Below are 14,246 nucleotides of genomic sequence, written 5' to 3'. Positions count from 1 at the left end.
GCTCAAGAGAAAAATGCCCGGCTAGTCCTTCAGAGACTAGTGCTTCTCCCAGCGTTGAGCCGTATCCCGGTCCTGCCCACCTTGCAGCATGGTGAAGTTCATGAGCAAACATACGCTCAATAGAGTGCGCAACGTTTTTGCAGAATGCAGGGTTTTCAGGATCGACGGTTATATAGATAACACCAGCTTCAGGACAAAAAACCAGCATGCCCTTTTTCAGGGATAACAAACTTCCCAGCCTTAACTACGACATCTACTGAAGGAGTCGGCATCAACCTTGTGACTTGTACGTAGGTATCGGTCAGTTTAGTTCGCAGCCATTCACTGTGAACAGTGAGGTTTTCCTGAGCATTCAGAATATGGATGGTTATTTGAGACATGTCAGTCTTACCCAGAAACATTAGTAATGTGCGGATACTAACAGACATATAGAGCATGTTATGTTGCTGCTCAGCAAGTGGCCGACCAATGATCACTAATGTCCGCTTCTGGCACAGAGCGGACATTGATGGCAGTAGGAAGTATGAGAGTGCCATTGTCATACTGGACACAATCATAATTCTGTCCAGACTATGCAGATTGAAATCACAGGAAGAATCATGGATATCCAACTCACAAGCGTCACCCCGGACAGCCCAGGATTTGCTGAGTTAAGATCGCAGAGCATGGCCGAAGGATTTAACATGTTACGCCGACTGGAAGATAACTGGCTTAGCGGACACAACCGCTTTGATAGACCCGGAGAAAAACTAATTGGGGCTTCTGTAGATGGATTAATCGTTGGCGTTTGTGGACTCAATATCGACCCGTTTACGCTAAAAACTGGCATCGGACGTCTGCGACATCTCTATGTAGACTCAGGATGGAGAAAAAGGCAGGTTGGCAGCGCCCTGCTCAGTGAGATACTTAAGGATTCTGGCCACTGGTTTGATTTTATCAACACAAACGCTCCTCCATCGGCATTCACTTTCTATGAACGAGCAGGCTTTGTTGCTTTAACCGGCATAGAAAAAGTTACGCACCATATATGCCTCAGAGACCCAGCGCGTTGATACAGTCACGTCCTGGATAGACCGCATATTCTGTCCAGTGAACCACTTTTCAGGAATGCCTGACGAGATACAGCCCTGACGTAACCAAACCGAACCACTTTCAGGCAAATCAGAGCCATTACAGTTAAATCCGCGCCTCCCTGGACACGCTGCGTTTCTGACCAGGCATACAGAACGGCGGCTGAAACATCTTCAGGAAATCAAAGGAACTGACTGGCAGCCTTGAGCGAAAAGCGGACGCCAAAATCAAGATGAAAGGGTAGTTCTGCCACACTAAACATAACAATCCGCAATGAATTCATTCCCTAATGTTCTGAGTCAGCCAGAGCCAGTCTTAAATGATGTACTATAAAGTTCGCTTTGAGCACGTTATAGCGATAAGCATCGTTCCTGCTAAGTATTGCTGCTGAGTGTTTCAGTTCAGCATATTTCTCTGCAATGTTTGTGTTTTCTCGTAGATAATCACGGAAAACAAGATGTCTTAATACCTGCATGTCTCCAACAGCAAACGCATGCACCTGATGACTACGCTTATCGCCACCCTTAATGAAATATCTGCGCCCTGGGATGCCGTTTTCGCCGCGGGCAACATAACCGGCGTTGATCATTGCACGATTATATCCATCCAGTTCATTGATGTCGGAGACTTCCAGCAGTATATCGATTACGGGCTTTGCTGAGAGACCAGGCACTGATGTGCTGCCAATGTGATGGATATCTTTAGCCACTCCACCGAGCAATATTTTTATTAGTAAACTTTCAGCTTCAAACATCTCAGGCCATTTATTATCGTATGGCACAACTATAATCTTCCGCATAAACACATCCTCTCTGCCCTGAGTATGCAACTCAATGCCCCCCGGCATTGCCTGCCGCCGGCGTTCCCTGGTGAAAAAACAGAGTCCATTGGCCCTCATTCGAACAAATCCAGCAAGAGGAACGTAATGCATGATGGCTGCCATCAGCGTAAAACGTCCGATAGTGAAGTAGAGCGCAACCGCAGCCCATCTCCGTGAGCCGGAAATCGCTGCTGAGAATATACGGTGCAGCCTTCTCACTTAGCAGCGACGCAATGGTCTCTGATCGGCCGACCGTCACACCTGACCGGGTGATTTCACGGAACTCAGGATGAAGAATCAGCTCAAGCCACTCCCGATCGTTTCGCCTGTTACCGTGAAGGCTGCACTCAAGCAATCTGAGCTTTTCCAGAAGCATGCAGCTTATCCTCAAATGGTCATGCCGGACGTTTAAATTACTATAACAGCGCGCCTGGATCTTAACTCTCGATACAGGCAATTTCTGACGGACACATAGTCCGCAAAGAGCGAGGAGCAGACATTCAGTGTATAACTGAAAAAATGGCTGATTTTGCATTCAGGCCCTGTTAACTTGAATGACGATGAAAACACACTCTGTCCTGTCCCATTCAATGATTATTATCACCTGTCTGACTCAGGTGGGATAACGTTCGCCATTTTCCCGCCGGTAAGGCGGGCCTTACCGGTAACAATCCAGTGAGGTAAATAATGGACACCATTACAGTAACAACGTCAGAAAAACCCACTCTGCACTTGTTATGTGGAAAAATCGCATCAGGCAAATCCACATTGTCAGCAAAGTTAGGATCATCACCCGGCACCATAATTGTCAGTGAAGATCATTGGCTGGCAGCCCTCTTCGCCAATGAGATGCAATCCATATCTGATTATGTGCAGTATTCCTCAAGACTCAGAAACACTATGAAACCTCATCTGGTATCACTACTCAAAGCTGGTTTATCCGTTGTTCTAGATTTTCCGGCAAACACGCAAACAAATCGTCAATGGATGATGAGCATCATTAAAGAGTCAGGTGCCAGTAACAGGCTGCATTATCTGAAAGTATCTGATGAAGTATGTAAATCCCGATTACGCGCCCGTAATGCAGAACGAACACATGAATTTTCTGCTTCAGATCAACAATTTGACATCATAACGCGCTATTTCGCAGAGCCAACGGCTGATGAAGGATTTGATATTACTGAATACAGCTGAATCTGCTTTACTGCACATAAGCCGCCAGTTGACGGCTTTGATAATTTTCCATCTCATAAGCCAACTAAACGTCAGTTCTTGGCACATAGCGGACACGGCATCCTGCAGGTTCCCTCTGCTTTTCTTGCAAGCCAAATCAGTGCGAGAGCCTAACCAGTACAGTAGCCAGGCTCTGACGAACTGCCGGAAGCCAGTTTGCTCAGGAGTTCACCATGAAGAGAATAATTCACAATGTCGCTATTTATCCTGCCCCCTAAAGACTGATAAAAACGGTTTGCTCCGGCGTTTGATTTCTCGGCATTCCAGGTAAGGCTAAGACACTCCTGTTCAAGAGCGAGTTTCGCCATAAAGCGCATCATGGATTTCCCTGTGCCTTTACCTCTCTCACTCCGGGAGACATAAAGCTCTTTGATGTGCAACTGACCACTGTACCGGGGAGAAGGATAGAGAATACTGCAACACGCCGGCCCAATGATATGAGCGTTACGGCGTGCCCTGATGACCAGAGTACTGGAGAGCTGACTGAACAGTCGATTGCGGAGATAATTCTTCAACAGGGCTTCCTGAATGATGCCCTTGCCATAATAGTGCTCTTCCATCCCGGTAAAAATTTTCACCATGGATTCCCACCCATCTGGCGGACACATTTCTACCCTTACTTCCATGTTTACTCCTTTTAGCTAACAAAACGCCACAGCTGAGGTCGGTTTTACCAACATTACAGCCATTAACAATTCGGTCCGGTTGCTGGGTTAGCCCACCGACACAACAGAAGCGTCGTTTCAATCATGTCTTGTAGCGTACGACCAGGCCAATCCTGCGCTTTTAAATGTTAGCATTTCAATTAAGCAAGATGCCGTGTAAGCATTCGCAGGCGAACAGTACCAGGTTGCAGTCACCTATCCGGACGACGGGTAATTTGAGCTGCTATCTGATCCTTACGTCTTCCAGCACAATGTCCAAATTGTATCTCCTTTGTCGTAATTTGCTGGCCGCAGCTATGCGGCGGCCTTTTCCTCTTCTGAGTCTACTGAGCACTCATATTTAACATAAAATTTCAAGGAAAACGCCTTTACTCTAAGGAGCAAAGGAGTAAGAACTTAAGAAACTGGCCCCATATCTTTCAAGGTAACCGTCCAACCTTTGCCGTTTTTCTTAGCGATGTATTGGTTAGTTTGAGAGCTTAAATTACCTTCGTAATAAGCAGCTCGTACTAAATATTCATCATCAGAAATCTTACTGACTTCTGTGATTGTAAATTCAATAGCTCGCTGATCTGAGAAAGAAATACTACTGTCTTTGTTACGCTGACAAGCGGTATAAGACTCTACCCTGGAATTAGTTTTCTTCATCAGCCTAGAGAGTGTATTGGAGGCATCAGCTTCATGACCACTAACAGAGCTATCTCTCACACAGAAAGCCGACTCATTTTTTTGAAAAGCTGAGGCATTTTTATCGAATACATAATTCAATACGCTTGCCTTAGCCTGTTGCTCGTTACCCATGGAGACAGGGGTAACAATCCCTCCGCCACAAGATTGGGCCTGCGTATTTTTATCTTCCAAGTGACATCCCGCCAGAAAAGCCGTAGATAAGAAAATGGCACCTAACGTTCTCTTTTTCATAAATCATCCAATGTGTAAATGTATCCACTGTCAACTTTAGCATTCTAGATTTAGATTTGAAAAAGTGAGCATTTAACATAAGCCCTTTTATGCTACTTCTTCTTCTGGCACAAAGCAGACATGCACGAGTGGCAAGGTCCGCTATGAGCGAGGAGCAGAAATCAGTAATAATCATGCAGTCAATCACCCGACGTACATACTATATGTCGTGGCATCCTCAGCTGGGCTGACGCACTACATATTGTGCCTGCTGGGCGTTACATTTTCCTTCAGAAGCATTGTTCTGCACCCGCGCTGTTCGGCGCCTTCGTTAAAACTTTGTTAGAGGCTTGCTCCCCGAATCAGATTTTAGGCCAGCGGAGTTTGTCTTCGTGCTTTTATAGGCAGTCCAACTTGGGGGGTTAACCAAAAATGTTATTTTTGTCATAAAGTTGAGATTTCTTTTTCGCTTATAGCAGACTGTAAGCAAGCTACTGCGGCTAACCGAGCCGTTACCATCAGACCCAAGCAGGCACCCCCGGAACGCCTCGAGGACTTGCGAAGCAGCAGCGCTACGTCAAAAAGTTCACAGGCAACAATAAGCAGATAGAAAACCGTGAGACAGAGTCCCGGAGAGAGAAAACGTAGGCGAAGGTAAAACCGTTGCTTTAGCACCGCTTTTACCAGGATCGGAGGACGGCCCTTTTGCACGCGTTTATTGCAACGCTGTTATTAACGGTCGTTTTATTAAGGACATAAGAGGCGCATTATCATCAGAATGCTATTTTATCTGACTATGGCTTCATGCTGCGAGAACGGCTAGAACTGAGGGCGAGTATAGAGTTCTCTACGATTTTGACGGATCTAAAATTCAGATACTCATGTTTATCAGCATGAAACAAGACTTCGAAAAGCAGCTGTACCGTTACATCTTACTGAACTGAAGCTAAATGCCCGGCTATGCCGGATTTTTATGGGGGTCGGATCGTACCTTGTCGAAAATGCCTAAGCCTAGTTCTGCTCCATCACTTCTACTTTAAAAACCGAGATATGCGATCGTTGATACTTTTTTTGCATAACGAAAATGAAAATTCATTAATTTTTATCAAGATGAAACAATCATAAAGCTTAAAAAGGAGAAACTATGCAAACCCGAATTTTATCTCAAAACCTTACTGTCAGTTCTATCGGCTATGGAGCCATGGGACTAAGCGAATTTTATGGTCAGACAGATGATCAGGCCTCCCTGCAGCTGTTACATAAACTTATCGACCTGAATATTACGTTCATTGATACCGCGAATCTGTATGGCCGGGGCCATAACGAGCGGCTAATTGGCCACTTCCTTGCCGGGCTGGATAAAACGACGCGTGAGCAATTCAAAATTGCCACAAAGTGCGGAATCGATCGCTCACCCGATGAGTCGTACGCCCGTACCATTAACAATGAGCCCGATTATATTACACGCTGCTGTAATGAATCCCTCAAAAGACTGGGCGTTGAGCGAATCGATTTGTTCTATCTTCATCGGGTCAGTCAGGCCACTCCCATTGAAGAGAGCATGGAATGCCTGAGCCGTCTTGTGAGGGAAGGGAAGATCAATCATATTGGCCTCTGTGAGGTCTCGGCTTCCACCCTGCGCAGGGCCCATTCGGTCCACCCGCTTACTGCGCTGCAGACGGAATATTCGCTGTGGACGCGTGATATTGAGGAAGAGATCCTGCCGGCTTTGAAAGAGCTGGGCATTGGCCTGGTGCCTTACTCCCCGCTAGGCCGGGGATTTCTGACCGGGAAATACCGGAAAAACAGCGATTTTTCTGAAGGCGATTTCCGTAAAAATAATGAGCGGTTCATGCAGGCAAGCCTCGACCATAACGCCAAGCTTCTTGACGTTATTGAGCCATTGGCTGAAAAGTATGGCTGTACTACGGGGCAGATCGCGCTGGCTTGGCTGCTGGCACAGTACGACCAACTGGTTCCTATTCCCGGTACTAAACATATCAATTATTTGACTGAGAATGCCCAAGCGGCAGATATCATTCTGGAAGGTTCTGACATTGTCTTGCTGAACGATATTCACCAGCGCGTTGAGATCAAAGGCGGCCGCTACTCTGAGGAAGGTATGAAAGGCGTTAACGCCTGAAAACAGCAGGCATAAAAAAACGGGTAATGCCTTAATGCCGGTCACTTAAGGTAACCGGCATTGTTTTTAAAGGGATTTTCGAGCTTCTTGGCCTAATTTCCCTGTCGTATTTCCGTTCCCGCCCGGTGGCAGTTTCAGCATCCCTGCATTGCTGTAAAAGTGCTTCAGATGTCCCGGCACCGCCCCCGGCGACGACTATGGCAGCCCGATCAACAGCCTTAATATCTCTGCCAGCGACCCGCTGAAGCTCAGCTGATACGACAGATACTCGCCTTACAGGCTGAACGCCATTTTCACCCTCTGATAACGCACCAGATTATATGTCAGCAATATTCCCCACAGCGCCTGCCTGACCCTTTCAGGTAATCTGCTCCTCAGCGTCCAGCGATTACCGCACAGGGTCTGCTTTGCCTCACGATACCCCAGCTCTGTTTCCCAACGGTGCTTACAGAGTTTCGCCACACCGACTGCGGGATAATGCAGGGCATACGTCATAGACGTGACAACCTGACGCTCAACACCGTTAACTTTCCTGCGGATTAACCGTACGGTAAATTCATCCGGCAGGTCTTCCCGCTGTTTTCTCGCCTGCGGCGAAATCCTGAGCGTTATCAGTTCATCCTGCTTTCCCAGTCTGCACACCACTTCATACTGCGTTCTCTTTTTCAGTTGCAGCAGCCGGTGCCTGTTCTCTCCCGCCCGGTGCCTGCTCTGCAGGCGCTGCGGCCAGGCGCATTTCACTGACGTCATAGCGGTCTATCACGCTGGCGCGCAGCAGATGACTGCTCAGCTCCGTCAGACACGCCATGCGGACCTGCGGATACCCTTTCCCGCCATGCTGGTTTGTCGCTCTGGCGAAGGCTTCTGCATTTTCAGGGGTATCGGAGGTTCGCCAGACCACGCCATCAACGGAGTTCAGCGTCAGCCCATGCCAGAGCAGGTGCTTTGCTTCTTCGAGCCAGTGCCGCCGGGTCAGGCCGAACAGCACGCGGATGGCGTCTTCTCCCAGCGTTTTACGGCGGGCAGTCACGGAGCTGGGGGCGGTAGAGGGTCTGCCGGTCCGGTCAGCAATATCCATCAGGTTGACGATATGTGACAGCGGCCTGTTGTTAAAGACAGCCCTACCGATGACCAGCCAGACCATGGACTCAAGGGGGAGTTTACGCAGCGTCACGGTGTCGGTGATGGAAAAGGCCTGTTGAATAAGGTCAGCAAAGCTCTGCGCTTGGTCGAGTTCGGTAAGATTTATAATGCTCAGGGCCTGTTAAAGTTCCATTTAAAAGGGTTCCATGATGAACATGGAACCCTTTTACACCAGCCACCGGATCGGTCAACCGATCCTTAAACGATCGACATTAGGCAATACCCAGTTTTATTATCAGCGCAGCGGCTGTATGTTTGTTATCCTTAACGATACACGCTCAGCGCCACACCTTCGCCGCCGCCTACGCATAATGCTGCTACGCCACGCGTGGTATTATTGTGCATCAGGCTATGGACGAGTGTCACAAGGATGCGGCATCCGGACGATCCGATAGCATGACCTAGCGCAATTGCGCCGCCGTAAGGATTAATGCGTTCCGGTGATATTCCCGTCCTGCTGGCAACTGCCAGCGCCTGGGCTGCAAATGCTTCGTTCGACTCAAGATGTTCAACATCCTCAGGTTTCCATCCTGACCGGGAAAGGCAGTCTGCAATCGCCTGCACCGGCGCGGCGCCCATTAATGCCGGTCTGATACCCGAGTTGGCAAATACACCCAGCGAGGCGAGAACCGGCAGCCCTCTAGCCGCTGCCGTGTCCCGGGTGCAGAGAAGCACTGCGGCAGCGCCATCGTTAAGCGAAGACGCATTTCCTGCGGTTACCGTACCGCCCTTTCTGAACACGGGTTTCAGCTGCCCAAGTTTTTCAATACTGGTTTTGCGGGGACCTTCATCCGTGTAGACCCGTAGGGTCTCGCCTTTCCTGTTCTGCCATTCCACAGGAACAATTTCACGTTCAAAAAAGCCCTTTTCCTGCGCATTCAGCGCCTTTAGGTGGGATAAAAGCGCGAATTCATCCTGCATTTCACGGCTTATACCAAACTCCTCCGCAACATTTTCGGCGGTCATTCCCATGTGATTATCGTCGAATGCATCCCAGAGGCCGTCAGATACCAGGCTGTCTTTCAAATTACTGTCACCCAGCCGCATCCCTGTACGCGATGACTTCAGAATATGCGGTGCGCTGGACATGCTTTCCTGACCGCCAGCGATAACAAACTCCGCCTCATCCGTCAGCAGTGCCTGCATGCCTAGGTGAACAGACTTGAGGCCCGATCCGCAGACCTTATTAATGGTCAGGCACTGCGTTTCAACCGGCAGTCCGGCATTCAGCGCGGACTGTCGTGCAGGATTCTGGCCACAGCCAGCCGTCAGAACCTGCCCCATAATAACCTGAGAAATTTCAGCCGCTTTCACGCCCGACTCTTCAAGAAGCGCGCGAATGACGTAACTTCCCAGCGCTGCTGCGGAATGATCAGACAGGGAACCCATAAATGCGCCGGTAGCCGTGCGCTTTGCAGAAACGATCACAACTTCATTCATCATTTTTTCCCTTCAGGCCGAGTAAAGTATGACCAGTTGCCGCCATCGCAGCACGATAAGCCGTCAGACCGTTCATGCAAGCCGGTACGCCGGCGTAAACGGCCATCTGTATCACGATTTCAAGCAGCTCTTCAGGGGTGACGCCGGTGTTAAGCGCCGCTCTCATGTGCAATTCAAGCTGGGGCATGGCGTTACCCAGCGTCACAAGCGATGCCACCGTGAGCATTTCCCGCGTTCTGAGATCCAGTCCGGGACGGCCCACCACAGCGCCAAATGCGTAATCGGTGATCAGCGCCGGCAGAGTGGCGTCAAGTTCACTCAGACGTCCGGTGACCTTATCGGCCAGTCCTGGTTCAAGGCGGTCCATAATGTCTCTGCCATAGCGAGTAAGATCGTTAGTTTGACTCATAAGATTTCTCCAGTACGGTTTGAGCTGACGCCACGCGCGTTGGGATAGCGAGCACGAGCAACACAGAGAGGCCGATCGCGGCGCCGGCTATGATGTAGAGCACCGGAACGGATAAAGCGGATACCATCCAGGCGCCGGCAGATGCGCCGATACCGATAGCGGCATTGAAAAATGAAACGTAGACCGCAGAAGCCGGGAAGGTTTTATCTTCCGCCAGGCGTAAGACCCACGTCTGAAAGCCCACGAAGATTCCGGATACTGCCACGCCCCAGATAACCATCGCCGCGAAAACTGCATTATCTGAAAGTGCCGCACCGGATAGTCCCAGAAATACCAGCACTGCGCAGATAAGCAGCACTGAGACGGAAACCGTAGCCTTTAGGTGTTTATCGATAACCATCCCGGTCAGGAAATTACCGGCGAGGCCAGCGATACCGTATGCGAACAGAACCATCGGTATTAATGAAGTAGCAAGGGTTTGCTGCGTGTGCAGCCAAGGTTCAATGTAGGTGAACGCGGCGAAGTGCGCGGTCACTGCCAGTAGCGTAGCCGAATAGATTTTCCACAGCGCAGAAGATTTCAGCACACTTTTTAGCGCGTCCAGGCCGATTGCACTTTTACTGGCTATCTGCGGAACAAGTACGCTTATGCCGGCAAATGCGATTACGCTGAGCATCGCCATCAACCAGAACGCCTGCCTCCAGCCGAAGTGAATGCCGATATAGTTTGATACCGGCACGCCAAACACGCTTGCTGCAGACACGCCCCCAAAAACAATCGACGTGGCGGCGCCAATGTATCTGGCTGGGACAATGGATACCGCCGTTGCCCCGATCATCGCCCAGAATGCCCCGTGAGCCAGCGCACCCAGCACGCGCGCGGCAAGCAACACAGCGTAAGTGTTTACCGAAGCTGAAAGTACGTTAGACAGAAAAAGGATGACCGTCAGCGTAAGCAGAAGGCGTTTCTTCGCAACATTGCCCAAGAAGACTGACGCAATGAGTGCGCTCAGTGCACCGACCCAGGCATAAAGCGAGACCGTCATACCCACAGCTGATTCAGAAGAGTGAAGCCCTTCCGCTATTGGCGTCAGCAGACCAACAGGCGCCAGCTCTGTAGTAACGATTGTGAATGTTGATAGTGCCAGAATAAACAGGGCAAGCCATGATCTTAAGGACATAGCCTGCGGAGCGTTATCTGTATTCATATTTTTTACCTCGGGAGTGAATTAAATAACTGGCCAGCATTTTTCTTTCGCGTGTCTGGCAAGCGCCGTAGATTTTCCTACACACACGGGGTAGCCGACTGATTCGAGCATAGGTATGTCTGAAAGATCATCTCCATAGGCATAGCAATCATTAGGGCTTATTCTCATCTGGCTGCAAAACTGAATAAGCGCCTCCATTTTTCCGCTGCCTATAGTCTGTGGAATGCCTATTTCACCTGTAAGGATCCCCTCATCAGTTATTTCCAGCGGTGCACAGAGGATATCTTTTACGCCAAGATATTTTGCAATTGGTGCCAGAACAGGACGCATAGAGCCGGAAACAAAAACGGCAGGTGTATTATCTGCCTGATGTTTTTTCAAGAACGCGACAGCGCTATCTATAAAAAAAGATGAGTAAAGCTTAGTGCTGAACCACTTTTCACCCGCTTCTTCCAGTTTCTTGTAACGGATGCCTGCGAACTGACGGTAATATTCTTCGTTAAGCTGCTCGCGGGATGTTCCTTTGTTAACTTCAGCCCGGAAGTGTGTCATATAACGATCAAGTTTTTCATGGTCATTATTCTCACGACACCAGAAGTCGTAAAAATCAAACATACTTTTAATCGTTATAAGCGTCTCATCAACGTCAAAAAATGCGGCTGACTTCTGCAAAGTTTATTCCTCGTAATTTTTTCTCCGGCTTTTTACCGGAAAATCTTTATGACTGCCGGGGACGCCCGCATCAGCCCAGCGAGAGGGTGATATCTCAGTAATTACAACAGAGATTTTATCGAGCGGTGCGCCCGTGTTTTTATGTACGGCATAAGTGATATCTTCCTGCAGTCCGATAATTTCACTTTCATCTTTTGCAGGCCATGTGGTGATATGAACATATGGCATATTTATTTCTCACCTTACTGTAGTAAATTCGTCGAAAGAGCGGCTTTTCATTTTCAGATGGGCATGAATGTCTCCACCTAGGCCATAAAGTCCTATTGCGCCGCCATAGCTCTGGCGGGAGCTCATATAAAGCACGACAACGTTAATTATTCGGTTTTCATCGCGATCATGCGCCGGAAACGGATCGGGTAATTCTGCCCAGTAATCTGCATTCCCGTTGTGATCGGTAATAAATACGTTTGGTATACCCAGCGGTCCGGGGCGGCTCGGGTTTTCAGTCGCCAAATCCTTTTCCCGCAGGCTCATAACAGTATAAAGGCTATCAGGAACCAGATGGCGGAAAGAAAACTTAAACAGAGCGTGCCTGTTGTCTCCCGAAAGATGTACCTCAAGCGTACCCTCAGCCTGCATCCAGTCTGCCAGAGTGATTGGAGAAACAGGACGTTTGCCATCGCTGCTGCGGTAATCCGCTATATAGCCTTCATGTAGTGGCAGGCTTGGCCGGCTTTCGGTGTTTGCCTGTGGACGCTGCTGGGGCGCGAATACCATCCCGTAGTTGTTTAGCGGAATGGGTAAGGGAAGTGTGTGCATGATAATATCCCGGCACTCTTCCTGTGACATGTCTTCAATATCGCGCAGTATTTTATAAGGTGCCATTTCTCCGAATACAGGAAGCGGGCTGTCAGCCGCAACGATGACGCTGCGCCATTCAGGTCCGTTTTCTCCCGGAACCATGCCAACCACCACAAAGTTACCCTGCTGGTCCATTACCTCCGCAGGGGGGTAAAGCGGCCCCTGCGTGGTAGCAGCCAGACGGTATTTCTGGCTACGTAACTCAGGCATGCATCACCCCGGGCGTTACGCTCTGCTGCGCCGCGATTGCTGCCTGCATGGCCGTCTCAGCCAGTAACTTTTCCTTTTCAGAAATCAGCCCTGAAGGATATACTGTGAACGACACATCCATGGTTGCACAAAGCGTCTGATGCTGGGTCACGCGTACCTGCGCCTTAAAGCGTCCCCTGCGGTCGTTAACATCCTTTTCAAGATATTCAAAGTGGACCAGTGCAGGTAAAGGAAACAGAAAGCTTGAAAAGTTAATCGCCATGTTGTTGATGACATAGTAACGTCCCGTTTCCTGCTTGTAGATAAACTCTTCGGTCACGGCGATAAAAGCCTGACGGCTTGCCTCGACCAGAAGCATTCCCTGAATGTGCTGCCCGGTCTGATGATCGGCCATGATCTCACAGCGCTCATCGATCAGTAGCGGCATGGCAAAAAGGTCACGGTTATGTTCAGTCTGCTCCGCTGACCCAATCAGAACATTCTGCTCATGCCGCTTGTGGCAGTGTGCATTCTTTTTATCGTTAACCAGCTTTTTCAGAGAGCACATTTTAAGTTTATTACCGTGATCGGCATTTCTTGCCTGATTGGAAATTACCTTTCCCGCAAAATCTTTACGCACACCCTGCCCGATGATAATCTCGTGCTCTTTGTCGATAATATTTGCGGGTATTTGCGTCAGTAATTCAAGCTGAGAAATTGTCAGGACATCTTTTCCGTTTGCGAATTCATTAAACTTATCGCCGACGACCACCAGTTTTTTACAATTCATTTGTTCTTCCTCAACAGCAACATGAGCGGTAGATGCGGGTATACAGGCCTTCATTACCTCCGGTAATATAGTTATCACCAGCCTGCTGGATAATTCCCTGATATCGCGCATTGGTAAAAGCTTCTTTGTAGGCTTCTTTGTTGCCATTGAATGCGGAGATAAACATTACCCCCGGCACGCCGCTGATGAGCGAGTGGAATGCTTCGAAACTTTCAATTTTATCCTTATTATCCCTGACTACGTTAAAAATAGTTTCATCACGCCACTGGCGATATTGCTTGTAGTTATGCGCTGGCACTTCAACATGACGTAGCTGGATATAATTTGTTTCCGGAAGGTCTTTTTTATTGTCGACAGGAGATTCAACAAACTTGAGTAACTCCCTTCGAATATCTGCAGAAAGAACGTCAGCGAAGCGATGGAACATTGATTCCAGTTCTTCTTCAACCCATGAAATCTCTTTAATATCATTAAATGAACGAAGTTCAAGTAATTCGTTTACACCTTGCTCTTCACAATAGTAATAGCGCGTGCTTTCGGTATTGTTTAAGGACGAGAAATCGTCAGTAGAAACGTTGTCTTTTAACGGGAAACGCGATACCAGCACATAGTTAGATGACATTATTATCTCCGTAAGGATATTTGATTAAGTTTCGGGGGAAACTTATCAGTCTTTGATGCAGATGGAATTGTTAAATGTGTA

Annotated in this window: 15 protein-coding genes and 3 pseudogenes; 5 read left to right on the top strand and 13 right to left on the bottom strand. The window is 48.7% G+C overall.

The features are described from left to right. Window positions 1-380: pseudogene (locus WFO64_RS21245) on the bottom strand (DUF2268 domain-containing putative Zn-dependent protease); the annotation flags it as partial. Between the two features lie 219 nt (window positions 381-599). Here WFO64_RS21245 and WFO64_RS21240 point away from each other — a divergent pair. Next, on the top strand, window positions 600-1,052 hold the full coding sequence (locus tag WFO64_RS21240) for a GNAT family N-acetyltransferase (protein WP_337014075.1): 453 nt from the start codon (window positions 600-602) through the stop codon (window positions 1,050-1,052). A 305-nt stretch (window positions 1,053-1,357) separates the two neighbouring features. On the opposite strand, the gene WFO64_RS21235 is transcribed toward WFO64_RS21240, so the two are convergent. Next, entirely contained in the window at window positions 1,358-1,870 is a 513-nt protein-coding gene (locus WFO64_RS21235) for a GrpB family protein (protein WP_337014073.1), read from the bottom strand. Window positions 1,871-2,180: 310 nt separating this feature from the next. Between WFO64_RS21235 and WFO64_RS21225 the strand changes: the two genes are divergently transcribed. Beyond that, window positions 2,181-2,303: a hypothetical protein gene (locus tag WFO64_RS21225; protein WP_337014093.1), complete on the top strand. Its 123-nt coding sequence runs from the start codon at window positions 2,181-2,183 to the stop codon at window positions 2,301-2,303. 275 nt (window positions 2,304-2,578) lie between these two features. Further along, a complete protein-coding gene (locus tag WFO64_RS21220; protein ID WP_337014071.1) occupies window positions 2,579-3,085 on the top strand; it encodes an AAA family ATPase in 507 nt (168 codons plus the stop codon). 149 nt (window positions 3,086-3,234) lie between these two features. On the opposite strand, the gene WFO64_RS21215 is transcribed toward WFO64_RS21220, so the two are convergent. After that, entirely contained in the window at window positions 3,235-3,639 is a 405-nt protein-coding gene (locus WFO64_RS21215) for a GNAT family N-acetyltransferase (RefSeq protein WP_442956170.1), read from the bottom strand. Window positions 3,640-3,949: 310 nt separating this feature from the next. On the opposite strand from WFO64_RS21215, the pseudogene WFO64_RS21210 reads away from it, so the two are divergent. Further along, window positions 3,950-4,069: pseudogene (locus WFO64_RS21210) on the top strand (hypothetical protein); the annotation flags it as partial. 116 nt (window positions 4,070-4,185) lie between these two features. On the opposite strand, the gene WFO64_RS21205 reads toward WFO64_RS21210, so the two are convergent. Continuing rightward, a complete protein-coding gene (locus WFO64_RS21205; protein ID WP_337014067.1) occupies window positions 4,186-4,710 on the bottom strand; it encodes a hypothetical protein in 525 nt (174 codons plus the stop codon). A 1,123-nt stretch (window positions 4,711-5,833) separates the two neighbouring features. On the opposite strand from WFO64_RS21205, the gene WFO64_RS21200 reads away from it, so the two are divergent. Next, window positions 5,834-6,832: an aldo/keto reductase gene (locus WFO64_RS21200; RefSeq protein ID WP_337014066.1), complete on the top strand. Its 999-nt coding sequence runs from the start codon at window positions 5,834-5,836 to the stop codon at window positions 6,830-6,832. Window positions 6,833-6,863: 31 nt separating this feature from the next. Here WFO64_RS21200 and WFO64_RS21195 read toward each other — a convergent pair. From WFO64_RS21195 to WFO64_RS21155, 9 genes and pseudogenes are all read right to left on the bottom strand, one after another. Further along, window positions 6,864-8,090: pseudogene (locus WFO64_RS21195) on the bottom strand (transposase domain-containing protein). A 149-nt stretch (window positions 8,091-8,239) separates the two neighbouring features. Next, complete coding sequence (locus WFO64_RS21190) at window positions 8,240-9,415, bottom strand: acetyl-CoA C-acetyltransferase (protein WP_337014088.1); 1,176 nt, start codon at window positions 9,413-9,415, stop codon at window positions 8,240-8,242. Next, window positions 9,408-9,824, bottom strand: a complete 417-nt coding sequence (locus WFO64_RS21185; RefSeq protein ID WP_337014064.1) for a carboxymuconolactone decarboxylase family protein — start codon at window positions 9,822-9,824, stop codon at window positions 9,408-9,410. Before WFO64_RS21185 ends, WFO64_RS21190 begins: the two co-directional genes overlap by 8 nt. Further along, the gene (locus WFO64_RS21180) at window positions 9,811-11,031 is read right to left on the bottom strand and encodes an MFS transporter (RefSeq protein ID WP_337014062.1); all 1,221 of its coding nucleotides are present in this window, start codon (window positions 11,029-11,031) and stop codon (window positions 9,811-9,813) included. The genes WFO64_RS21185 and WFO64_RS21180 overlap by 14 nt, the downstream gene beginning before the upstream one ends. A gap of 21 nt (window positions 11,032-11,052) precedes the next feature. After that, window positions 11,053-11,703: an HAD family hydrolase gene (locus WFO64_RS21175; RefSeq protein ID WP_337014059.1), complete on the bottom strand. Its 651-nt coding sequence runs from the start codon at window positions 11,701-11,703 to the stop codon at window positions 11,053-11,055. Between the two features lie 3 nt (window positions 11,704-11,706). Then, a complete protein-coding gene (locus WFO64_RS21170) occupies window positions 11,707-11,931 on the bottom strand; it encodes a tautomerase family protein (RefSeq protein ID WP_337014057.1) in 225 nt (74 codons plus the stop codon). A 9-nt stretch (window positions 11,932-11,940) separates the two neighbouring features. Beyond that, the gene (locus tag WFO64_RS21165; protein ID WP_337014055.1) at window positions 11,941-12,774 is read right to left on the bottom strand and encodes a hypothetical protein; all 834 of its coding nucleotides are present in this window, start codon (window positions 12,772-12,774) and stop codon (window positions 11,941-11,943) included. Further along, entirely contained in the window at window positions 12,767-13,654 is an 888-nt protein-coding gene (locus WFO64_RS21160) for an AfsA-related hotdog domain-containing protein (protein ID WP_337014053.1), read from the bottom strand. Before WFO64_RS21160 ends, WFO64_RS21165 begins: the two co-directional genes overlap by 8 nt. Then, the gene (locus WFO64_RS21155) at window positions 13,554-14,165 is read right to left on the bottom strand and encodes a hypothetical protein (RefSeq protein ID WP_337014050.1); all 612 of its coding nucleotides are present in this window, start codon (window positions 14,163-14,165) and stop codon (window positions 13,554-13,556) included. The genes WFO64_RS21160 and WFO64_RS21155 overlap by 101 nt, the downstream gene beginning before the upstream one ends. Window positions 14,166-14,246: the final 81 nt, after the last annotated feature.

It is taken from the genome of Pantoea sp. AS142, from assembly GCF_037152305.1.
In the GTDB taxonomy this organism is placed as follows: domain Bacteria; phylum Pseudomonadota; class Gammaproteobacteria; order Enterobacterales; family Enterobacteriaceae; genus Pantoea.
This window is presented reverse-complemented; position numbering and strand designations above follow the sequence as displayed.